Below are 22,247 nucleotides of genomic sequence, written 5' to 3' on the forward strand. Positions count from 1 at the left end.
ATATACCGCTAAGTGCTCAAATTAGCACTAAAAAACGGTTACTTTCATATACACATCTTCTTTAGGCCATTCGTCTGAACCAGTTTCGAGTTTGGCAATTTTATCAATAGCACTCCAACCAGATAGAACTTTACCATACACCGTGTGTTCATTGTTAAGATGATGGGCACCTTCACGACCTTGAATAATATAAAATTCGAATGCGTTTGATCTTTTCCCAGGATTGCCCTCATACCTTCTAGCAGCAGCCAAGGCGCCGTAATGATGTGTGTGCTTATTTTCCATTTCTGGTGGTAGCGTATAGTTTCGGTATTTGTTTTTAAATTGAGCAGTTACCAGTTGCTCTGAATTACCACCTTGTATCACGAAATCCTCAGAAACTCTATAAAAAATTGTGGTATCAAAAAAACCATTTTTGGCTAAAAATACAAAGTTGGCTCTGTGAATAGGTGTGTCTTCATAAAGCTCTAATCTTATTTTACCATATTTGGTTTCAATCAGCACACGCGTCTCAGGATTTTGCTTACCGTATTCGGTAAAGAAAGCCACTAAATTTTTAGGATTTAAACTATCTTTCGATACTTTTTTCTTTGATTTTTTTTTAGGCTTTTCAACTTTAATCAGTTGCTTTTCTTCTATAGTTTCAGGACTGCCTTCGCTTGATTTAGAGCAAGAAATTATTAGGGTTACATAAAAAAATAATAAAACTAAAAGTTTTGCTTTCATTGGGTTGACATAACAGATTTATAATGTAAAGCAAAGATAGTTTAATCTTACAAAGATTTGTAATTTCACACTTTTAAAAACGTCAACTGAACTTAGAACAATGGAACACGTAATATTAGTAAACGAACAAGATGAGAAAGTAGGGCTTATGGAGAAGATCGAGGCTCATGAAAAAGCCTTATTGCATCGCGCTTTCTCTGTGTTTACATTTAACGATAAAGGTGAATTACTGTTACAGCAAAGAGCTGCTCATAAATACCATTCACCATTGCTTTGGACAAATACATGTTGTAGTCATCAAAGAGACGGAGAAACAAATATTGAAGCTGGTAAAAGAAGACTTCAAGAAGAAATGGGTTTCATGTGCGAGTTAGAGGAGTTATTTTCTTTTATTTATAAAGCACCTTTTGATAATGGTTTGACTGAGCATGAATTAGATCATGTTATGGTGGGGCATTACAATGAGGAGCCTATTGTAAACCCAGATGAGGTTGAGGCTTTTAAGTGGATGACCGTTTCTGATGTTAAAAATGATATAGATGAAAATCCCCAAGACTACACGGCGTGGTTTAAAATAATATTTAAAAAATACTATAATTTTATTTCTAAATAATGGCAAAAGTTACCGTACACAGAAAAGCACATTTTAACGCAGCTCATCGTTTGTATAACGGGGAGTGGAGTGACGCCAGAAACGCAACAGTTTTTGGTAAATGTTCTAACCCACATTATCATGGTCATAATTATGAATTAATAGTAGGAGTGACCGGTGAAATTAATCCTGAAACTGGTTTTGTAATGGATATGAAAGTTTTAAAGGACTTGATTAAAACTGAAATTGAAGAGGTATTTGATCATAAAAATTTGAACGAAGAAGTAGATCATTTCAAAACACTTAATCCAACAGCAGAAAACATCGCAGTGGTCATTTGGAATATTTTAAGATCGAATCTACAATCTGATTTAGAGTTGAGTATTCGTTTGTATGAAACGCCCCGTAATTATGTAACCTATTCAGGAGAATAATATGGCATTAGATTTAGGACATAAAATTCCGCAGTTTTCATTGCAAAATCAAGAAGCAGAAATTGTTGATAGTGCTTCTTTATTTGGTAATCCTGTCGTTATATTTTTTTACCCAAAAGATTTTACTCCGGGTTGTACCAAAGAAGTATGCTCTTTTAGAGATGCCTATCAAGATTTTACAGACAATGGTATTCAAGTAATAGGTATTAGTTCTGATTCAATTAAGACGCACAAAAGATTTGCTCGAAAACATCGATTGCCTTTCACATTATTAGCCGATGGTAAAGGAAGTGTTAGAAAACAATTTGGAGTACCAAGTAGTATGTTTGGTTTATTGCCTGGTCGTACAACCTTTGTATTTGATAAGGAAGGTGTTTTGCAAATGAAATTTAATAGTCAATTAGACGCTTTAGCACATGTAGAAAAGGTACTCAGGCATTTTGAAATAAAATAAAAAAAACAGAACCTAAGTTCTGTTTTTTTTATTTTACGAAGCACGCCCTGTATGGTAATTCTCTATAGGAACTTTATAATAAGCTTCGCAAATTATATCGGTATCATTAGATTTGACTTTTGTTACTTTTATAGCCAATTCCAATTCGGTTTCATTCAATTTTACAATACGACTTTTCAATGCTAGTTTCTCATTTAAGAAGGCATTTTTTAGAATATTTAATTTATAAAGTCTCGGTTCTTGTGTTGTTGCATCTTTTAATGGAGCAATAGATTTCATAGCAAATTCTCCCATTTTTTCGTTTAAAACATAAGGCAATAAAGCTCTGTTTTTATTTATGTGATTTACGGCAACTGTAAAATGATCTTTGTTCGGTATGTTAAAGTAGTTATTTGTTCTCATGATGTTACGTATTAAATATTATTGGTATCCTTTCAAAACTCGGGTTTTTCCATTGGTAATTAGTAAGATTGACTTGAGTGTTTGCGAAGTGTTTCATAATCGATTTCATAATTATTGTGTTTAAAAATTAATATTCAGTTCAAAAAAAAAGGTGCTTTCTAATGGAAAGCACCTTATAAATATTGTTTAAATTCTTAGTATCATTTTCTCCTAAAACGATCGGTGCTTTTAACTTTTACATAAATAACCTGTTGTTGCACTTTATGCATAGACGTCATCATCCACAGCTTATTAATTGCTGAAGTACAAATGGCTTTTAAGGATGTGAAAATTGTATACATATATATCGTTTTGTTGTTCAAATATATCGCTTTTAATTAAGGATGCAAATTATATGTTTATAGATTCTGGATTTTTAACGATTTTTTTACAAAAAGAGTGTTTTGAGAAGAATAGAGAAGATAGAATTTGATGTAAATTTGTATTAAAGTTAAGTTATGTACGAAAAAATTAAAGTAATTGCCTTTGACGCTGATGACACGCTTTGGGTAAACGAACCCTATTTTAGAGATGCTGAGCATGCCTTTGCAAAGTTGTTGGGCAAGTACGAAACTGAAAATAAAATTAATCAAGAGTTATTTAAAAAAGAAATGGATAATCTTGAATTGTATGGCTACGGTGTAAAAGGGTTTATGCTTTCTATGATTGAGTCTGCAATAGAATTGTCTAACGGTAAAATAGAGAATGAGCAACTTGTAGATATCTTAAACATTGGAAAAGTAATGTTGCAAAAGCCAATTGAACTGTTAGATGGTGTTGAAGAAGTGCTAAAAACACTAAGTTTAAAATATAAGCTAATACTAGCTACCAAAGGAGACTTATTAGATCAAGAGCGCAAGTTGGAAAAGTCTGGATTGGACAAGTATTTTGACCATATTGAAGTTTTAAGTGAAAAGAAGGTGCCTAATTATGTAAAATTAATTTCGTTTTTAGATGCAACTCCAGATGAATTTTTAATGATTGGCAATTCATTAAAATCTGATGTTTTACCTTTGATTGAAATAGGTGCACATGCTATACATGTGCCATATCATACAACATGGGCCCATGAAGAGATAAAAGATAATAAACATCAAGAACAATACAAAACAGTGGGAAGCCTCTTGGATATTTTAAAACTGTTTTAGCAAGATTATTTTATTAAATTTGTACTCTAAACAATTGAAATTATGGCAAGTGTAAAGAACTTAAAGAAGGATATAAATAATGTCTTAGGTGATGTTATTAGCGAGTGTTATGAGTGGGAACTAACAAACCCAGAAGCCGTCACAAAAAAAACAGATGCAATAGTTGATGAGGCTGTAGCTTGTTTTGATGATTTAATTGAAAAAATGCACTCCAAAAATGTTGAAAATAAAAAAGCTCATTTTAGTGCTATCAAAAATGAATTGGCTGCAAAAGCAACCTCTTTATTAAATCAAGTAAATAAATTAGGATAATTACATACTAAATTTATTTTTTATACGTTGCAATTATAAACCCTAACCTAAAAACCCTACTAAAAATATGGCAAGAGCAATGTTTGAATATACCAAAACAGTTTTACGCAAAGTTAGTTTTAATGCGGATCTGTTTTGTAAAGAATTAGAAAAAGCCGTTGCACGCTTGTTACCCTATGAAATTGAAGAATTAAGAATTTGGTTGCAAGAAATAATTAAAGAAAAACCAGAATTAAATGTGTGTATGGTTTTAATAAAACAATAAAAAAGGGAGCTTAGCTCCCTTTTTTATTTTGTTAAAGGACTTACAATTTCTACATCCTGAAAATTAATAGCTCCCCTTACTAATCCATCGACAACTCCTTTTAAAGCATCAATTAAATGCATTTTTAACTGTGACTTATGAAATATTAAACTCACTTCTCTTGCAGGAGCAGGATCTTCAAAATTACGCAAATATTGTTTGTCTTCTTCGGGTAAATCAAGTGTGTGTAAATATGGTAAAAGCGTCATTCCCATATTTTCTTTCGCTAGTTTTATTAGTGTATTAAAGCTACCGCTTTCTAAATGAAATTGAGAGGTGGTATCTTGCTTAAAAGCTTTACATATATTAATTACGCTAGATTTAAAACAATGCCCATCTTCTAATAATAAAATATCATTCAATTCTAAATCATCGGCTGAGATAGTTGGATTATTATACATTCTGTGATTTTGAGGTATAAAAGCAACAAATGGTTCGAAATACAGAACACGTTCTTTAATGATCTCATTCTCTAAAGGTGTAGCAGCTAGGGCTGCATCAATTTGACCGTCAGTTAATTTTTTAATGATTTCCTCAGTTGTTAACTCCTCAATCACTAAATTAACTTTTGGGTATTTGTTGATAAATGTTTTTAAGAACATAGGTAATAAAGTAGGCATTACAGTGGGTATAATTCCTAATTTAAATTCACCACCAATAAACCCTTTTTGCTGATCTACAATATCGTTTATTCTGTTGCTTTCGTCAACAATAGTCTTTGCCTGTTCTACAATTTTTTCTCCAACCGGGGTTAATTGAATAGGCTTTTTATTTCGATTAAAAATTTGAATATCTAATTCTTCTTCTAATTTTTGAATTTGCATACTAAGCGTTGGCTGAGTTACAAAGCAATGTTCTGAGGCTACAGTAAAATTTTGATATTTTGCCACCGCCAGTACATATTTTAATTGGGTAATTGTCATGGTATAATTTTAGGTAATAAAAATAACAAATACTATTATTAAAATCTATATTATGGTATCAGTATTTATAATAGTAATATCAAAAAAGTAGATAATTAGCTTCTCCAGAAAGTACGTTTCTTATTAAGAGCTTCTTCTGATTTTTGATACTCTTCTTCAGGAACAACTTTAAGGAATGATTTATGCTGTTCAATGGCCAATTCAATTTTCGAAACGATGTCTTGAATAGAGTCGTTCTCATAATCTAATTCAAGAGGTTTTTTGATGACCATAGATTGCAATACGCCACGTTTTTTAATAAGCAATCCCTTTTTGTCAAATGATCTTCTAAAACCATCAATTACTATAGGTATAACTATTGGTTTGTAGGTCTTAATAATATGTGCAGTACCTCGTCTTATAGGTTTGAATGGTGTAGTAGTCCCTTGAGGAAATGTAATAACCCAACCATCATCTAGGGCAGTACCTATATTGGTTATATCAGACATTTTAACCTGTCTATTCACTTCTTTCCCTTCACTTCTCCATGTACGTTGTATAGAAATAGAACCAGTATAAGCAAATATTTTTGGTAACAATCCTGATTTCATTGTTTCTAGGGCAGCAACATAATAGATGTTTAATTTAGGATTCCAGATATATCCAATATTCTTAATGGTATCAACTCTTCCTTTTAGAGAGGCATTAAAAACATGAAGCATAGCAGCTACATCGGCAAAATATGTTTGATGGTTAGAAACAAACAATACATTATTGTGAGGTAAGTCTCTAATAATTTCTGATCCTTCTATCTTAAGATCATTAAATCTACGGTACCGTCCGTGAGAGATGATTCCTAAAATACGAATCAACCATTTTTTTATAAATAAAATATGTCCAAACGGATTGCGCTTAAAAAGCCCCATAGGTTTTAATTTGTAAGTGCAAAATTACAAAATTTCTCAGCCATTTATATCAATAAATAAACTTTTGATTTCACTTAAAATCATAGCTGTTGCGCCCCAAACAATGTGGTTGTTAAAATTAAAACAAGGTATCATAGCATTCTTCATGTAAGAAGTGTTCATCTGTTTGAGGACTAGATTTTTGTTGTCCATAAGCTCAGATAACTTTACTTCTATTATTGTTGCAACCTCATTATTTAGGGTAAATTGTGGCGTGTAATTTATGAGTCCGAGAAAAGGTGTTACCAAAAAGTTACTCGGGGGTATATATGCATCAGTAAACTCACGAATAACTTCAATTTTTTCTTGTGGTATTCCTATTTCTTCAAAACATTCTCTAATAGCTGTATCGGCTAAATTTTTATCAATTTGCTCTGCTTTTCCTCCTGGAAAACTTATTTGAGAAGAATGTGTACCATTGTATTGCGCTCTTTTTGTTAAAACAAAAGTAGCATCTCCTTGTTTATTTGGATAGAATAATGCTAACACTCCTGCTTTTCTGGGGTTTTTTAATTGAATCATGTCTTCAGAATATTGTTTTCTTATTTCTGGAGCCAATTCAAACTGAGCCTCTAATCCTTTTATGGGAGTGTTTTTAAGAATTGAAATATTTGATTGAAGTGTTGAAAATTTCATTTGGCGAATTTAGAAAAATTAAAAATGTATTGAATTCGTAAAAATGTAAAACCATGCTGTAACATTTTATATCTTTATACTACTTATAGAAAAATCAACTAGGCCTTACGTGACTAAACAACTAGAAAAGCAATTTGTGGCGCAGCTCGAAGCCAATCAAAATATAGTGCATAAAGTTTGCAGGGTATATACCAATAACTCTGATGCGCACAACGATTTGTTTCAAGAAATTACGATCCAGTTATGGAGGGCATATCCAAAATTTAGAGGAGATGCAAAGTTTAGTACTTGGATGTATCGTGTGGCCTTAAACACGGCCATTACGCTTTATAGAAAATCAAAAAGAACTATTGCTACCAGCGATATTACTGATGTGCAATACAAATTGGCACAGCAAGAATACGATGGGGAAATTGAAGAGCAAATGGCATTATTGTATAAAGCAATATATCAATTAAGCGATGTAGAAAAAGCCTTAATACTATTGTATTTAGAAGACAAGCCATATAAAGAAATTGCTGACCTAATGGGTATAAGTGAAGTGAATGCCCGAGTAAAAGTGAACCGAATAAAAAGCAAACTAAAAACGATTCTAAATCCTTAAAAAAATATGGATGAATTAGATAAACTAAAAGGCGCTTGGAAAGCACAAGATTATTCAGAACATCGAGTTTCAACAGACGAAATCTATAGAATGCTACACCGAAAATCTTCTTCAATGGTAAAGTGGATTTTTATAATTAGTATTTTAGAATTTGTATTAATAAACTCTTTGGTGTTTATAAGAGATGTTAAGAGAGATATCATTTTTTACCAAGAAATTGGTATTGGTACTTGGGTAACTGTTATTTCTATCTTATCGTACGCCATTATTATTTATTTTATTTATTTATTTTATAAAAATTATAAAACTATTAAGGCCGATAATACGGCCAAGGCTTTAATGGAGAGTATCTTAAATACGAGAAAAACCGTTAAGCAATATATCTATTTTAACATTGGTTTTATGGCACTTACATCTGCTGTTTTAATTACTGCAATTTTTTCAGATACAGAGCATATTCAGATGTATAAAATCATGTCTAAAGTACCTGAGGATTTTCCAAACACTGTCTTATTAACCGTTGTAATTGTTACTATGATTGTAATGATCGGACTATTTTTAGTTATCTATAGAATCATATATGGCATATTATTACGTCGACTAAAGAAAAATCACAAAGAGTTAAAGCAATTAGATAACTAAATGGTATCTTTGCAGCCTTAATTTAAATCTTTGAAAATGAATAACGGATTATACGCAAAATTCATTACACCTAAAGGTGAAATTTTAGTGAATTTAGAATTTGAAAAAACACCTGGTACGGTTGGTAATTTTGTTGCTCTAGCTGAAGGAAATTTAGAAAATTCTGCAAAGCCTCAAGGTACTCCTTATTACGATGGGTTAAAGTTTCATAGAGTAATTGCTGATTTTATGATTCAAGGTGGTTGCCCACAAGGCACTGGTTCGGGTAATCCAGGGTATCAGTTTGATGATGAATTTCACCCAGAATTAAAGCATGACAGACCAGGAGTTTTATCTATGGCAAATGCAGGTCCCGGTACAAATGGTTCGCAATTTTTTATTACACATGTTGCAACGCCATGGTTAGACAATAAGCATAGTGTGTTTGGTAATGTAGTAGAAGGTCAAGATATAGTTGATGCTGTTGCTCAAGGAGATATAATTGAAAAAGTTGAGATTATTCGTGTAGGTGAGTCTGCAGAGCAATTTAATGCTATAGAAGCCTTTCGAGTATTTGAAGGAGAACGTGAACTTAGAATTGCTGAGGCTCAAAAAGCGCAGGATGAGTTATTAGATAAAGCATCTGCTGGGTACGATAAAACAGAGAGTGGCTTACGATACAAAATCTTACAAGAAGGTAATGGTAAGAAAGCAACTAAAGGAGCTATGGTATCTGTGCACTACAAAGGCCAGTTATTAGATGGTACAGTATTCGATTCCTCTTATAAAAGAAAACAACCAATAGATTTTAATGTAGGTATTGGTCAAGTAATTTCAGGTTGGGACGAAGGTATTCAACTTTTAAAAGTAGGAGACAAGGCTCGGTTTGTAATTCCATCAGAGTTGGCTTATGGTAGTAGGGGAGCTGGAGGTGTAATTCCACCAGATGCACCGCTAATTTTTGATGTAGAACTTGTTAATGTGAAATAATTTAAACGCTCCTTTTTAGGAGCGTTTTTTAATTGTAGTCAAAGCTAAAAAATATTACATTTGTTGGTAACGCATTTTAATTCACAACTTATGAAAAAGCTGACTTACATTATATTATTCGTATCTCTGTTCTTTAGTGCGGGAATATTCGCGCAAAATCAATCAGAAACAGATACCATTTTAGAATTAAAAAAACACCCGCTTCTTACTGATAAATTTTTGGTTACTGCAGGATTGTACGCCCCGTCAAAAACCATTAAAATTGGTATAGATGGTTCTTCTGAAAATGATGTTATAGATTTAAATGAGTCTTTTGATCTCGATCAAAGAGAAGAAACTTTTGCCGGTAGTGTGGTTTGGCGTTTTAGTAAAAAATGGCATTTAGGAGTAGAATATTTTAATGTTCGTACTTCGTATGGAACTGTATTAGAAGAAAATTTAGAATGGGAAGACGTGGAGTTTGTTGCTGGTTTAGAAGCAGAGATAGGATTTGGACTTAACATGTATCGTATATTCTTTGGTAGAACGCTTACATCGGGAGATAAACACGAATGGGGTGTGGGACTTGGTGCACATGCTATGGATATAAAAACCTATTTGGAGGGAAGTGTCTATTTAGACGACGATAGTCTTGGTTTTGAACGAAGAGATGCAGAGGTAATTGCACCGGTTCCAAATATAGGTACTTGGTATTATTGGGCTCCAAATGAAAAATTAGCTTTAACAGCCCGTATAGATTGGTTTGCTTTGACCATTAAGGAATATTCTGGTTCGCTTTGGAATCTTGCTCCAAGTGTTAGATACCAAGTAATAAAAAATGTTGGAGTGGGAGTGAGTTATCGTTATTTTATAACCAAGTTAAATATAGATCAAAGCAACTGGAACGGAAGTATTCGCGTTGGATTTCACGGACCTTTATTTATGTTAACAGCTAATTTCTAAAAAATTAATGAAAAAGATTGTTTGTTTTATGGCATTGATTCTTTGTGTTGCTTGTTCTAAAGAATCAAATATTTCACTAGAATATATGGCAAATACAGAAGGTAGGTATTTGTTTAATTCGGATCAGATAATAGAGGTTTCCTATACAGATTCACAATTAGTATTAAAATGGAATGGCGCTGATAATATCAAACCAATGGATATGGGTGAGGGAGCATTTTTTGTGAAAGAAATGCAGGAGAAAATTCGATTTAAAGAACATCCGGAAGAGGGTGTTTGGTATATCTGTTTTATTTCAAAAGAAACTGATGAGCTTGAATTTAAGTTCAGAAAAATGAATGCAGGAGAAATGGTTCCTGGTGAATATTTTGAAGCAGGAGAGTACCAAAAAGCGCTTGAAGGATTTGTGGCAATCAAAGAAAAAGACTCTTTAGATCCAATAATAGAAGAAGCTAGAATGAATAGATGGGGATATAATAAATTGAGGGAGGATAAATCAGCTGAGGCTGTTGAGGTATTTAAAATTAATGTTGCTATGTATCCAAACAGCTCTAATGTATACGACAGTTTAGGAGAGGCCTATTTAAAAGCAGGTGATACTGTAAAAGCTTTAGAAAATTATAAAAAATCTTTAGAGTTAGATAGTGGCAATCGTCGTGCTCAAAACATGATAAATAAATACAGAGCAGAATGATAGATGAGCAACTAAAATTCCCAATAGGTAAAGCAAATATTCCTTTAGAAATAACCTCAAAGTACATTGAAAGTTGGATAAGTATTATAGAAGAGCATCCTCGTAAAATAGAAAAGCTTATACAAAATCTAACTAAAGAGCAATTAGATACAAGATATCGACCAGAGGGTTGGACAATACGTCAAGTTGTTCACCATTTAGGCGATAGTCATACCAATAGTTATATACGGTTTAAATGGACCTTAACCGAATTTAGGCCTACAATTAAAGCCTATTACGAAGATCGTTGGGCCAATTTAGTCGATACTAAATACGGGCCTGTAGAGTTAGCTTTACTCTATTTAAAAGCATTACATGGTAAGTGGGTTTATCTATTAAAAACGCTTACCGAAGAAGATTTAAATCGCTCTTTTATTCATCCAGAAACAAATAGCGAGGTAAGCTTAAAAAAGAATATTGGTATTTATGCGTGGCATTGTGAACATCATTATCAGCATATCAATCAATTGTTGATTCGAAAAGGGTGGAAGTAAAATGATAAGGCCTTTTCAAGAATCGGATATTCAAGCGCTAACTGACATATACAATTATTATGTGTTGCACACCATTGTTACCTTTGATTTTGAGCCCTATACCGTTAAAGGTTATTTAGCTAAAATTACACGTATACATAAAGATTTTCCCTGTTTTATATATGAACAAGATGGAGAGGTAATTGGTTTTAGCTATGCCAGTAAATGGCGTCAAAAACCAGCTTATAACCAAACCGTAGAAAGTACGGTATACTTGCATCCAGAAAGAAAAAAAAGAGGGGTGGGAAGTAAATTATACAAGGCTTTATTAGATGAATTAAAGGAACAAGAGTACCAAGTTGTATTAGGCGGTATTTCTTTGCCAAATGATGAAAGTGTTGCTTTTCACGAAAAATTTGGCTTTAAGAAAGTTGGACATTTTGATGGGGTTGGTAGAAAATTTAATAAATGGATTGCCGTAGGGTTTTGGCAATTGAATTTAGATAAATGGTTAGCTTCTTAAAAAATGAAATAAATTATTCTCACATTTTTATTTCCACTTTTTTCTGTATGCCGTTTAGTTTGTTGTTTTTTGTTGGTAATAGGAGTAGCCAGAAAATTAGAGATAAATTTATTCATATGGTTGAAAATTCATTATCTATAAAAGAATAATTTTAGAATGGATACAATCCTATTTCCACTTAATATTACAACCAATACTCGGTTTTTGAGTTTCCTTATTTTCAGTATTGTTTAACAAACAGTCTAGGGCATGTCTCATATCTGCTGCAGTCACTGGTTTTCCATTTCCTGGTCTCGAATCGTCTAATTGCCCGCGATATACCAAATTTAAATCACTATCAAACAAATAGCAATCAGGGGTACAAGCCGCATCATATGCCTTGGCAACTTCCTGCGTTTCATCATATAAATAGGGGAAAGGGTACCCCAATTCTTGTGCTGTTTTTTTCATTAAATCAGGACTATCTTGAGGATAGTTTACCACATCATTAGAGGAGATAGCTACAAATCCAATACCTTTAGCTAGATACTCGTTAGCCAAAGCAACAATAGTATTGTTTACATGAATTACGAACGGACAGTGGTTGCATATAAACAGTACTACCATGCCACCTTTACCTTTAATTTTATCTAAGTTTTTGTATTGATTTGAAACAGTATCAATTAGATTAAAGTAAGGTGCTTTCGTACCCAGTGCCAACATGTTTGAAGGAGTTCTTGCCATGATTTTTAAAATTTGTAACTTTAGATCATTCAAAAGTACAAAATATGAAGACCTTACACCAATGGTTTGATGAGTATGCTGTCAGTCATCAGAACGAAACCAATCAGTCAATTCATTATATTTGTGTACCTGCAATATTTTTTAGTATTGTTGGTTTAATTATGAGTATACCCGCTTCATCTATTGCTAATATTACCAATCTAAACAATCCAATAATTGAAAATTGGGCTACTGTAATTTTACTAATGGTCCTGATATTTTATTTGAGATTATCTTTTAGTATGTTTATTAAAATCGCGTTATTTAGCATTGCATGCATTGTGGGCAACTATTATTTAGCACAATTTTTACCATTATTAATTACTTCAGTTAGTATATTTGTAGTAGCATGGATTGGTCAATTTTACGGTCATAAGATTGAGGGAAAGAAACCATCATTTTTAAAAGATATTCAATTTTTACTTATTGGCCCTGCATGGGTTATTTATAAGCTAACATCTAAAAACAATAAAAAATACCTGTGAAAAAGTTCTTATTCCTACTTATTTTCTTGTGTAGTGTTGTATTGTACTCACAAGACTTTCAAAGATTTGAGAAAGTTGAAAACGAAGCTATCAACAGTGAAAATGCTGATTTTGGCATTGTTTTTTATAAAAATGATATGGTGTTGTTCGCTTCATCTAAAAAAGATGTAGACACAAAGAAAAGACACCGCAAGAATAACCGAATGGGTTTTCTTAGATTTTACAAGGCACTTATTGGAGATCAAGGAGAATTGGTTTTAATTGACAAATTTAGTTTTGAGCGGTACAATATGTTTCATGAATCGGATATTACTTTTACACCAGATGGCAGAACGATTTTCTTTACTTTAAATAATTATATAGATACAGACGAAGCGAATAAATTTGAAAGAAGTAGTGATAAACTAGATATATTAAACATATTTAGGGCTACTGTAGATGATGCTGGTATTGCCACAAATATAGCTCCAGTTCCTTTTAATAGTGAAGAGCACTCTGTGCGTTATCCGCATGTGAGTCCAGACGGAAAGACGTTGTTTTTTGCCTCAGATGATGAGAACGGTTATGGTGGATTGGATTTGTATAAAGTAGCATTATTAGAGGATGGAGCCTATGGAGTTCCTGAAAATTTAGGACCGACGATTAATACGAAAGGTAATGAGCTATTTCCTTTTTTAAGTACCAATAACGAATTTTATTTTACTTCTGATGGGCATCCGAATGGTGTGGGTTATTTAGATGTTTATGGTGCTAAATATGATGGACAAGGATTTAGTGACTTAAACAATTTGAAGGTATTAAATTCAGAATACGACGATTTTGCTTTAGCAGTTAGTCCAGAAAAAGGAGTTGGATATTTTTCTTCCTCTAGGAAAGGAGTTGGAGATGCTGACATATTTAGTTTTAGAATGAAACCTATAGATTGTAATCAGACAATTGTTGGAGTTGTTAGAGATATTACAACTGATGAGCCACTAGAAAATGCAAGAGTTGAATTAATGGTTGATGGTGTTACGGTGGATACCACAATAACTACAATTGATGGAGCATATAGCTTTAAAATAGATTGCGAAAAGACGTATAACGTAGTTGTAACTACCGATACTCATGAAACAGCAACAAATATAGTAAGATCAGATAACACGAATTCAGCTACTATCATATCTGATTTTATGTTAACTCCAGTATACTGTAATCAGTTTATAGTAGGTACAGTGGTAAGTCAAGAAACCAAAATACCATTAATAGGAGTAGAGGTGCAATTATCCTATAATAATGAGGTAATAGAAACTGTTACTACTGGTATTGGTGGTGAGTATAATTTCACTACAGATTTGAATTGTGAAAGTAGTTATGAGGTTAAAGCAGAATTTGAAAATTATTTACCAGCTTTTGAAAATGTAACAACTGGTACAGTTATAAATGCTGTTATCAATAAAGACTTATTCTTAAAGGAATTCCAAGATTTTGTTACAATTAGAAATGTGAAAATGATTCGAACAAATCCAATTTTATTTGATTTGAACTCTGCTAAGATTAGAAGAGATGCCGCAATAGAATTAGATAATGTTGTCAAGATTTTGGAAGAAAATCCGAATATTAAATTAGAAATCAATTCACATACAGATAGTAGGGCTCCAGATGCTTATAACATGCGTTTATCAGAAGAAAGATCGAAGTCTACAATTGCCTATATTGTTAGTAGAGGAATTGATGCTAGTAGGCTTTCAGGACAAGGGTTTGGAGAAACACAATTGGTAAATAAGTGTTCGAATGGTGTTAAATGTTCAGAAGCAGAACATCAAGCAAATAGACGTACCGAATTTATTGTAATTAATGAATAATAAAGAAATAATTTCTTTTGACGATTTTTCCAAAATCGATTTTAGAATAGGAACTATTGTTAAAGTGAATGATTTTACAAAAGCAAGAAAGCCAGCTTATCAGCTTCATATAGATTTTGGAGATTTAGGTGTAAAAAAATCGAGTGCACAAATAACATCGTTATATACGAAAGAAGAATTGTTGGGCAAACAAATTTGTGCTGTTGTTAATTTTGAAACTAGACAAATTGCTAACTTTAAAAGTGAGGTATTGGTATTAGGGATTCAAAAAGGAGCAGATGTGATTTTGTTACAAACAAACAAGCCTTCATTAAAAAATGGAGAACAAATAAGTTGATGAATTGTGAAGAAAATTAGATTGGTATTATTACTATTATGTATGAGTTGTGCATCTCAAAAAGAGACAAATTATTTGGCGTTTGAAATGCTAATTAAAGATAGTTCTGGTGGTTTTCAAAGTGCTAAAAACTCTGTAATAAAAAGTCAGTCTGATTTAGAACAGCTGTATGCTCAAATTAATAAAACTAGAAAACCAGGTTATCAGGTGCCAGAAATAGATCTTAAAGAAGAAATGGTTTTAGCACTATTTATGGGCGAAAGATCTTCTGGAGGATATTCGATAACAGTTTCTAAAATTGTTGAAAAAGAAGATGCTATGGAAGTGCATTATGTTGAAACGGCTCCAAAAGGTATGGCAACAATGGCTATTACCCAACCATTTTATATGTGTAAAACTAAACGCTCTGAGAAAGAAGTAATATTTAAAAAGAGTGAATAAAGCGTGAGTTTAGACCAATTAAATGTATTGGCATCTTCTCTTGACGGAGAATTACATTTCGATACACTACATAAGGCTTTATATGCAACAGATGCATCTGTATATAGAAAATTGCCGCTGGCAGTTGCTTATCCAAAGAACAAAAAAGACTTAAAAACGTTAATAGCTTTTGCTAATAAAAATGATTGTTCATTAATACCAAGAACAGCGGGCACATCACTAGCAGGGCAATGCGTGGGAGATGGAATTGTTGTTGATGTTTCAAAGCATTTTACGGCTATTATACGGTTAGATGAACAAGCACAGACTGTTACGTTACAACCTGGAGTTATTCGAGATGACTTAAACAGATACCTTGCTCCTTATGGATTGTTTTTTGGTCCGAATACATCTACTTCCAACAGATGTATGATTGGTGGCATGGTAGGTAATAATTCGTCAGGAACTACCTCTATAAAATACGGAGTAACAAGAGATAAAGTTATACAACTTAAAACGATTTTGTCAGATGGTTCTGAAACTGTTTTTAATGAGATTGATTCAGAAACATTCATAGAAAAAACCTCTCAAAATAATCTAGAAGGTGCTATTTACAGAAGTCTTAATGATGAATTGAGTGTTAAGGCACATCAAATAGCAATAAAAAAAGAATTTCCGAAACCAGAAATTCATCGTAGAAATACAGGATATGCGATAGATTCGCTGCTTACGAGTGATTTATTTGGGGGTAATAGTAGGCGTATAAATGTATGTGAGTTATTAGCAGGCAGTGAAGGTACCTTAGCTTTTATTACTGAGATTACCCTTAATCTAGACAAATTGCCGCCAAAATACAATGTAATGGTGGCTGCTCATTTTAATTCAATAAATGAATGTATGAAAGCGGTGGTAACCTCTATAAATCACAACTTATATATGTGTGAACTCATGGATAAAACCATTCTAGATTGTACAAAAAATAATAGAGAGCAATTAAAAAATCGGTTTTTTATCGAAGGTGATCCCAAAGCAGTTTTAATGATGGAGTTAAAGGCTACCTCAGAAGAAACAGCCAAATCAGAAGCTGAAGCCTTAATTGCGGAATTGAAAAAGCAAAACTTTGGTTATGCTTATCCTGTTTTAGTAGGTTCAGATATAGATAAGGCCATCACTTTGAGAAAAGCTGGTTTAGGTCTTCTAGGAAATATTGTAGGAGATAATAAGGCTGTTGCTTGTATAGAAGACACTGCTGTAAGTGTAGCTGATTTGCCAGCGTATATTGAAGAGTTTTCTGAGATGATGGAAAACTATGGGCAAGAAGCAGTTTATTATGCACATGCTGGTGCTGGAGAATTGCATTTACGTCCGATTTTAAACTTAAAGAAGAAAGAGGATGTAAGACTGTTTCGAGAAATCACAACCAAAACAGCCAAATTGGTAAAACGCTATGGGGGGACCTTTAGTGGTGAACATGGAGACGGAATTGTTAGGGCAGAGTTTATACCTATGATGATTGGTGATCAAAACTATCAATTAATCAAACGAATAAAAAAGACATTCGACCCTAATAATATATTTAATAGAGGTAAAATTGTAGACCCTTATCCTATGGATGAGAATTTGCGATACGAACTGGGTAGAGTAGAACCTGATGTTGAAACAATTTTTGATTTTACTGATTCGCAAGGTATTTTGCGTGCTACAGAAAAATGTAACGGTTCTGGAGATTGTAGAAAATCTGTTGAGGCAGGCGGAACAATGTGCCCTAGTTATAGAGGAACAAAAAATGAAAAAGATACAACGAGAGCTCGTGCCAATGTTCTGCGAGAATTTTTAACCAATTCAGATAATTCAAATAAGTTCAATCACAAAGAATTAAAAGAGGTATTTGATTTGTGTTTAAGTTGCAAAGCTTGTGCAAGTGAGTGCCCTAGTAATGTTGATGTAGCTACTTTAAAAGCTGAATTTTTATACCAATACCAAAAGAAAAATCCTCCAAGTTTTAGAGATAAGCTGTTCGGATTTAATGAAAAATACAATGCTATTGGTAGTAAAGTGCCGCATTTAGCCAATGCTATATTGGACTTACAAATAACAAAAAAAATACTTGGCATTCCCAAGGAACGCAGTATTCCTAAGTTGGCAAAACAATCATTTAGAGCATGGTTTAACAAGCAACCTTTTAAAAAAGGGACAAACGGATTGGTATACATTTTTTGTGATGAGTTTACCAATTATAATGATGTGCAGATAGGTAAGGATACTATTCACTTACTGCAAGGTCTTGGTTTCGAAGTTCAAATGGTAGCTCATGAAGAAAGTGGGCGCAGTTTGGTAACTAAAGGGTTTTTAGATGAATTCAAAAAGGTTGCAAACAAGAATATTTCCATTTTTAAAAACATTATATCAAAAGATACTCCATTAATAGGAATCGAACCAACACCAATTCTGACATTCCGAGATGAATATCTTAGAGTTGCAAAAGATAAAGATGCTGCTGCGGTGCTGAGCAGAAACTGTTTGACGATTGAGGAGTTTATCGCACGTCAAATTGATAAGGGCTCTATAAAAGAGAGTCAATTCATTGCAGAAAGAAAGATGGTTAAAGTGCATGGTCACTGTCATCAAAAATCGTTAATAGGTATGCATCCCGCATTTAAAATGTTGAATCTTCCTAAAAATTATAATGTGCGCATAATGAATACTGGTTGTTGCGGTATGGCAGGGTCATTCGGTTTTGAAAAGGAACACTATCAACTGAGTATGCAGATTGGAGAGGATACATTATTTCCCAAAGTAAGAAATACTCCCGAAGATACCTTAATTGTGGCATCAGGTACTAGTTGTAGACATCAAATTAAAGACGGTGCACAAAGAGAGGCATTGCACCCTGTTACTGTCTTGTTAAATGCGTTGGTTTAATTTGTATATTTACACAACACCCTATTCTTAACTAACAAAACGAGAAATACATTATCATATGGCTCATAATTTTTCAGCGCCTTTAGAGGCCTTTTTATACTGGGAAAAAGAAGCTCCTAACAACATTTATTTACAACAACCATTCGATGGCTCACTAAAAGAGTATTCATATAAAAAAGTTGGGGTTGAAGCTCGAAAAATTGCACAATATCTCAAGGATTTAAATTTACCGCCCAAAAGTCATATTGCTTTAATTTCTAAAAACTGTGCACATTGGATTATGGCAGATTTAGCTATAATGATGAGCGGACACATTTCTATTCCAATTTATCCAACATTGAACGCTGAATCTATACGGCAAATTTTAGAACACAGTGAATCGAAAGCTATTATAGTTGGTAAATTAGATTTTTATGAAAAACAAAGAGCAGGTATACCCGATATTCCAATAATTGGTATTGAGGCCTATGGTGTACAAGAAGATCTTTCTTGGGAACAATTAGTAAAAAAAATAGATGAATTGTCAAACTTGGCGCGGCATACTTCTGAGGACTTACACACGATAATATACACATCAGGTACGACGGGTACACCTAAAGGCGTAATGCATACAGTTAGAAATGTTATGACAAGTATTAATACTTTGAAGAACATTTTAATTCTACCGTCAACTCCTAGATTTTTTTCCTTTTTACCTTTAGCACATGTGGCAGAGCGTCAAATAATGACCTATGGTTTAACTTTAGGAGCCTGTATTCGTTTTCCAGAATCTTTGGCAACATTTGCTGCTGACTTAGAGGCAACGCAACCGCACGCCTTTTTTGCAGTGCCGAGAATTTGGACAAAATTTCAAGAGAAAATAGTTGATACAATAGGAAGAAAACGCCTAAAGCTGTTATTGAAAATACCATTTTTAAATAAACTCATTAAATCAAAACTTCAAGAGAAGTTAGGTTTAAAGCATGCGAATATTATTCTATCTGCGGCAGCGCCACTGGCAAAGGAGGTGATTGATTGGTATACAAAATTAGACATTGAAATACTACAGGTGTATGGTATGACTGAAGATTGTTGTATTTCGCATTTTAATATGCCAAATGCTAATAAAGTAGGCACAGTGGGTAAGGCATTGCCAGGAGTTGATATCAAGTTTTCTGAAGAAGGAGAGATTCTAATAAAGAATAAGTGCCTTATGAAAGGATATTACAAAGCTCCTGAAATGACTGCAGAGGTAATGGATAAAGATGGATTTTTTCATACAGGTGATTTAGGTGAATACGATCATGATGGATTTTTATCAATCATTGGGCGTGCTAAAGATCAGTTTAAGACAGATAAAGGCAAATATATTTCACCTGCACCTATTGAGTTGTTGTTAGAAGATGAACCCGTCATTGAGCAAGTATGTGTGGTGGGTACAGGTATTCCACAACCTATTGGATTGGTAGTAATTTCTGAGGTTGGGAGTAGAATGAACAAATCTGAATTGATTAAAGCTTTAGAAGATGCGATTCAAAAAGTGAACCCTGGGTTTGAGAAACACGAGTATCTGGAGAAACTGGTTGTAATGAAAGAACAATGGACTGTGGATAATGGATTGTTAACACCAACTTTAAAAGTTCGTCGTAATCGTATTGAAAAAATACATCAAGAATATTATAAAAGCTGGTTTAAAGAGTCTGATAAAATTGTTTTTGAAGTATAATTAACTTTAAAAAAAACGGAAAAATCTAATAAATCATGATGCTATGACGAAATACTTGAAATATTTTATTTGCGAAATAATATTAGAACGCATAAAGAAACGACTTACTTAAAACAAATAGAATCATACTTTCTTTAATATAGAATCCTTTTCTAATTGGAAAAAGTACCATCCCAACTAAATTCTGCTGAAGTTCGGGTTTGCTCTCCAAAATAGATTATGTCTGATGTGTTTAACTGATTATTTGCAATTATATAAATATATTTTGTCGCTGTACTTTGGTTTGGAGTTAAAATTTGAGAACTGATATGTATTTTAGAAGATCCTCCAGTTATACTTTTAGAAACAACAAGTTTATATTGATTTGGATTAGGTATACCATTAAAGACTTGAAAATTGGCGTTTGGTATTACATTTGAATTATCTTCTAACTCTCCTTTGTTTAAGATATAAATTCCATCAGTCCCTGCAGCAACAAATAACAAGTCTTTAAAGGCTTTTACATAATTAACACTTCCATCACCAAAATTGTAATGATATAGTTCAGACGGATTTGATTTTTTATAGATGGTTAATTTGGAACTATTAGCTGCATAAACATATTTCGAATCAGCGTCAACACAATTACTAATTGTATTGTAGCTCGCTGATTTTGAGGTGAAATCTAAAGTAACACCCTCTGTATCATATGTATATTGATGTATCCCGTTTAAACCTGCGGCAATATATATTTTTTCATGATCAATTTTTATTGTGTTTTTCCCATTTTCTGGACTAAAGGAAGGGAAAGATTCAGACCAGTAAAAATTATTTAAATAATTTAATGGATTATTTCGAACATCGGTTAAATAAAATACTCCGTTGGTTAAAATTGCCATTTTACCTCTATAATTATCTAAAAATTTTAATGCTGATCCAGGAGTTACCCAAGTTCGTGAACCATATCCTCCAGAGAAGTTTTTTCTTATAGGGTATATGAGTCCATTGTCTCCTGCAGAAGCTAAAAAAACATAACTATCATATTTCATAACAGAACTCGCTGTACCGTAATCTAAATACTTTGGTTTCATTCCATTTCCTTCAAATGATATTTCTCCTCCTGAATTCAAATTAAATCGATGATATATTGAATAAAAACTATTGTTATCAATGTCAGTATTACCTGCTGTGTAAAGTTTGTTTTGTCTATTATTAGATGGGCCAACCGAAATATGTATATCATTAAATTCTAAATTTGTAGAAGTATAACTTGCTTGTAAAGTAGGGTTTGTTAAATCTTGTACATCATAAACTTCTATTGCACCGTAAATAGGAGCCCCTTTCGTATGATATGTAACATAAATTTTATCATGATTGTCTCCGTATTCTATTGAAGTTGCAGATAAATAGTAGCCATTGACTGTAGGATTATTTACTTGAGCAATGATTTCATAACTCCCACTATCATTCCTGGAAGTTACTTGATTTAAAAAGGTTCTATCTTCTTCCTTTGTTTCAATTTCCGGTAGAATATAACTATTTGAGAAATATGTTATTCGTCCGTTTAAATTGGTATTTTTTTCAAAAGTAATTTCTTTATAATTAGAGGGTAAAATATTTTCTTCTATACCCAAATTATCGTTGTCATTAACCATTTCTGAATCATTTGAACAACTAAGAATAACAAAACCTAATCCTAACATAAAACATACTTTCCTTATTTTCATAACATAACTTTGAGGCTAAATTATTTATGTTTAGAGTAGAGTGATTGCATTATTCGACGAATCGTTCATTGGTTATGTTAATTGGTACTAAAAGCAATATTGAACGTTTTAATTTGAGAATGATTTATTGAATTCAAGTTTAATTGAAAGGATTGAAACTAAGCTTAAAAGTAAAATCTTCTAGCATTGAAAACTAAACTTTTGTATTTTCAAACTCACATTCAATGATGTTCATGGCTTTCTAAAAATTAGAATGGAGCTTCTAG

The 22,247-nt window shown here is 32.7% G+C and carries 26 protein-coding genes; 19 read left to right on the forward strand and 7 right to left on the reverse strand.

Annotated features, from left to right (window positions below):
• Positions 1–27 precede the first annotated feature (27 nt).
• A complete protein-coding gene (locus ACYQ5R_RS12395; protein WP_460191275.1) occupies positions 28–726 on the reverse strand; it encodes a peptidylprolyl isomerase in 699 nt (232 codons plus the stop codon).
• Positions 727–826: 100 nt separating this feature from the next.
• Between ACYQ5R_RS12395 and idi the strand changes: the two genes are divergently transcribed.
• From idi to ACYQ5R_RS12410, 3 genes are read left to right on the forward strand one after another with little or no spacing between them, the layout of a single operon-like run.
• The gene (idi, locus tag ACYQ5R_RS12400) at positions 827–1,339 is read left to right on the forward strand and encodes an isopentenyl-diphosphate Delta-isomerase (RefSeq protein ID WP_460191276.1); all 513 of its coding nucleotides are present in this window, start codon (positions 827–829) and stop codon (positions 1,337–1,339) included.
• Complete coding sequence (locus ACYQ5R_RS12405; RefSeq protein ID WP_460191277.1) at positions 1,339–1,752, forward strand: 6-pyruvoyl trahydropterin synthase family protein; 414 nt, start codon at positions 1,339–1,341, stop codon at positions 1,750–1,752. Before idi ends, ACYQ5R_RS12405 begins: the two co-directional genes overlap by 1 nt.
• A 1-nt stretch (position 1,753) precedes the next feature.
• On the forward strand, positions 1,754–2,206 hold the full coding sequence (locus tag ACYQ5R_RS12410) for a peroxiredoxin (RefSeq protein WP_460191278.1): 453 nt from the start codon (positions 1,754–1,756) through the stop codon (positions 2,204–2,206).
• A 33-nt stretch (positions 2,207–2,239) separates the two neighbouring features.
• On the opposite strand, the gene ACYQ5R_RS12415 is transcribed toward ACYQ5R_RS12410, so the two are convergent.
• Positions 2,240–2,608 (reverse strand): hypothetical protein, encoded by a 369-nt coding sequence (locus ACYQ5R_RS12415; RefSeq protein WP_460191279.1) that lies wholly within the window; start codon positions 2,606–2,608, stop codon positions 2,240–2,242.
• A 497-nt stretch (positions 2,609–3,105) separates the two neighbouring features.
• On the opposite strand from ACYQ5R_RS12415, the gene ACYQ5R_RS12420 reads away from it, so the two are divergent.
• The 3 genes from ACYQ5R_RS12420 to ACYQ5R_RS12430 all read left to right on the forward strand — a co-directional run bounded on the left by ACYQ5R_RS12420 (position 3,106) and on the right by ACYQ5R_RS12430 (position 4,372).
• Positions 3,106–3,795, forward strand: a complete 690-nt coding sequence (locus ACYQ5R_RS12420; protein ID WP_460191280.1) for an HAD family hydrolase — start codon at positions 3,106–3,108, stop codon at positions 3,793–3,795.
• A gap of 42 nt (positions 3,796–3,837) precedes the next feature.
• The gene (locus tag ACYQ5R_RS12425; RefSeq protein ID WP_460191281.1) at positions 3,838–4,107 is read left to right on the forward strand and encodes a hypothetical protein; all 270 of its coding nucleotides are present in this window, start codon (positions 3,838–3,840) and stop codon (positions 4,105–4,107) included.
• 67 nt (positions 4,108–4,174) lie between these two features.
• Positions 4,175–4,372: a hypothetical protein gene (locus tag ACYQ5R_RS12430; RefSeq protein ID WP_460191282.1), complete on the forward strand. Its 198-nt coding sequence runs from the start codon at positions 4,175–4,177 to the stop codon at positions 4,370–4,372.
• Positions 4,373–4,395: 23 nt separating this feature from the next.
• Here the strand turns inward: ACYQ5R_RS12430 and ACYQ5R_RS12435 are convergent, their stop codons facing one another.
• The 3 genes from ACYQ5R_RS12435 to ACYQ5R_RS12445 form a co-directional block, all read right to left on the reverse strand.
• Positions 4,396–5,334, reverse strand: coding sequence for a hydrogen peroxide-inducible genes activator (locus ACYQ5R_RS12435; protein ID WP_460191283.1), 939 nt, complete (start codon positions 5,332–5,334; stop codon positions 4,396–4,398).
• Between the two features lie 95 nt (positions 5,335–5,429).
• A complete protein-coding gene (locus ACYQ5R_RS12440; protein ID WP_460191284.1) occupies positions 5,430–6,239 on the reverse strand; it encodes a lysophospholipid acyltransferase family protein in 810 nt (269 codons plus the stop codon).
• A gap of 36 nt (positions 6,240–6,275) precedes the next feature.
• The gene (locus ACYQ5R_RS12445) at positions 6,276–6,914 is read right to left on the reverse strand and encodes an NUDIX hydrolase (RefSeq protein WP_460191285.1); all 639 of its coding nucleotides are present in this window, start codon (positions 6,912–6,914) and stop codon (positions 6,276–6,278) included.
• A gap of 109 nt (positions 6,915–7,023) precedes the next feature.
• Here ACYQ5R_RS12445 and ACYQ5R_RS12450 point away from each other — a divergent pair, with 109 nt between their 5' ends.
• The 7 genes from ACYQ5R_RS12450 to ACYQ5R_RS12480 all read left to right on the forward strand — a co-directional run bounded on the left by ACYQ5R_RS12450 (position 7,024) and on the right by ACYQ5R_RS12480 (position 11,800).
• Positions 7,024–7,518, forward strand: coding sequence for an RNA polymerase sigma factor (locus ACYQ5R_RS12450; protein ID WP_460191286.1), 495 nt, complete (start codon positions 7,024–7,026; stop codon positions 7,516–7,518).
• Between the two features lie 6 nt (positions 7,519–7,524).
• Positions 7,525–8,160: a hypothetical protein gene (locus ACYQ5R_RS12455; RefSeq protein WP_460191287.1), complete on the forward strand. Its 636-nt coding sequence runs from the start codon at positions 7,525–7,527 to the stop codon at positions 8,158–8,160.
• A 36-nt stretch (positions 8,161–8,196) separates the two neighbouring features.
• The gene (locus ACYQ5R_RS12460; protein ID WP_460191288.1) at positions 8,197–9,129 is read left to right on the forward strand and encodes a peptidylprolyl isomerase; all 933 of its coding nucleotides are present in this window, start codon (positions 8,197–8,199) and stop codon (positions 9,127–9,129) included.
• A 90-nt stretch (positions 9,130–9,219) separates the two neighbouring features.
• On the forward strand, positions 9,220–10,071 hold the full coding sequence (locus tag ACYQ5R_RS12465) for a hypothetical protein (protein ID WP_460191289.1): 852 nt from the start codon (positions 9,220–9,222) through the stop codon (positions 10,069–10,071).
• 7 nt (positions 10,072–10,078) lie between these two features.
• The gene (locus ACYQ5R_RS12470; RefSeq protein ID WP_460191290.1) at positions 10,079–10,765 is read left to right on the forward strand and encodes a tetratricopeptide repeat protein; all 687 of its coding nucleotides are present in this window, start codon (positions 10,079–10,081) and stop codon (positions 10,763–10,765) included.
• Complete coding sequence (locus tag ACYQ5R_RS12475) at positions 10,762–11,298, forward strand: YfiT family bacillithiol transferase (protein WP_460191291.1); 537 nt, start codon at positions 10,762–10,764, stop codon at positions 11,296–11,298. The genes ACYQ5R_RS12470 and ACYQ5R_RS12475 overlap by 4 nt, the downstream gene beginning before the upstream one ends.
• A gap of 1 nt (position 11,299) precedes the next feature.
• Positions 11,300–11,800 carry an N-acetyltransferase family protein gene (locus tag ACYQ5R_RS12480; RefSeq protein WP_460191292.1) on the forward strand — a complete coding sequence of 167 codons (501 nt, stop codon included), beginning with the start codon at positions 11,300–11,302 and terminating at the stop codon, positions 11,798–11,800.
• Positions 11,801–11,968: 168 nt separating this feature from the next.
• Here ACYQ5R_RS12480 and ACYQ5R_RS12485 read toward each other — a convergent pair whose 3' ends face one another.
• Positions 11,969–12,523 (reverse strand): thioredoxin family protein, encoded by a 555-nt coding sequence (locus tag ACYQ5R_RS12485; protein ID WP_460191293.1) that lies wholly within the window; start codon positions 12,521–12,523, stop codon positions 11,969–11,971.
• Between the two features lie 44 nt (positions 12,524–12,567).
• On the opposite strand from ACYQ5R_RS12485, the gene ACYQ5R_RS12490 reads away from it, so the two are divergent.
• Genes ACYQ5R_RS12490 through ACYQ5R_RS12515 form a run of 6 tightly spaced genes read left to right on the forward strand, consistent with a single transcriptional unit; the run spans position 12,568 to position 20,275 of the window.
• Positions 12,568–13,047, forward strand: a complete 480-nt coding sequence (locus tag ACYQ5R_RS12490) for an Mpo1 family 2-hydroxy fatty acid dioxygenase (RefSeq protein ID WP_460191294.1) — start codon at positions 12,568–12,570, stop codon at positions 13,045–13,047.
• Positions 13,044–14,891 (forward strand): OmpA family protein, encoded by a 1,848-nt coding sequence (locus ACYQ5R_RS12495; protein WP_460191295.1) that lies wholly within the window; start codon positions 13,044–13,046, stop codon positions 14,889–14,891. The genes ACYQ5R_RS12490 and ACYQ5R_RS12495 overlap by 4 nt, the downstream gene beginning before the upstream one ends.
• Positions 14,884–15,228 (forward strand): tRNA-binding protein, encoded by a 345-nt coding sequence (locus tag ACYQ5R_RS12500; RefSeq protein ID WP_460191296.1) that lies wholly within the window; start codon positions 14,884–14,886, stop codon positions 15,226–15,228. Before ACYQ5R_RS12495 ends, ACYQ5R_RS12500 begins: the two co-directional genes overlap by 8 nt.
• A 6-nt stretch (positions 15,229–15,234) precedes the next feature.
• Positions 15,235–15,669, forward strand: coding sequence for a protease complex subunit PrcB family protein (locus ACYQ5R_RS12505; protein WP_460191297.1), 435 nt, complete (start codon positions 15,235–15,237; stop codon positions 15,667–15,669).
• A 3-nt stretch (positions 15,670–15,672) separates the two neighbouring features.
• The gene (locus ACYQ5R_RS12510) at positions 15,673–18,570 is read left to right on the forward strand and encodes an FAD-binding and (Fe-S)-binding domain-containing protein (protein WP_460191298.1); all 2,898 of its coding nucleotides are present in this window, start codon (positions 15,673–15,675) and stop codon (positions 18,568–18,570) included.
• A 58-nt stretch (positions 18,571–18,628) separates the two neighbouring features.
• On the forward strand, positions 18,629–20,275 hold the full coding sequence (locus ACYQ5R_RS12515) for an AMP-binding protein (RefSeq protein ID WP_460191299.1): 1,647 nt from the start codon (positions 18,629–18,631) through the stop codon (positions 20,273–20,275).
• Between the two features lie 152 nt (positions 20,276–20,427).
• On the opposite strand, the gene ACYQ5R_RS12520 is transcribed toward ACYQ5R_RS12515, so the two are convergent.
• Positions 20,428–21,981: a hypothetical protein gene (locus ACYQ5R_RS12520; RefSeq protein ID WP_460191300.1), complete on the reverse strand. Its 1,554-nt coding sequence runs from the start codon at positions 21,979–21,981 to the stop codon at positions 20,428–20,430.
• Positions 21,982–22,247: the final 266 nt, after the last annotated feature.

This window comes from Urechidicola sp. KH5 (assembly GCF_054661455.1).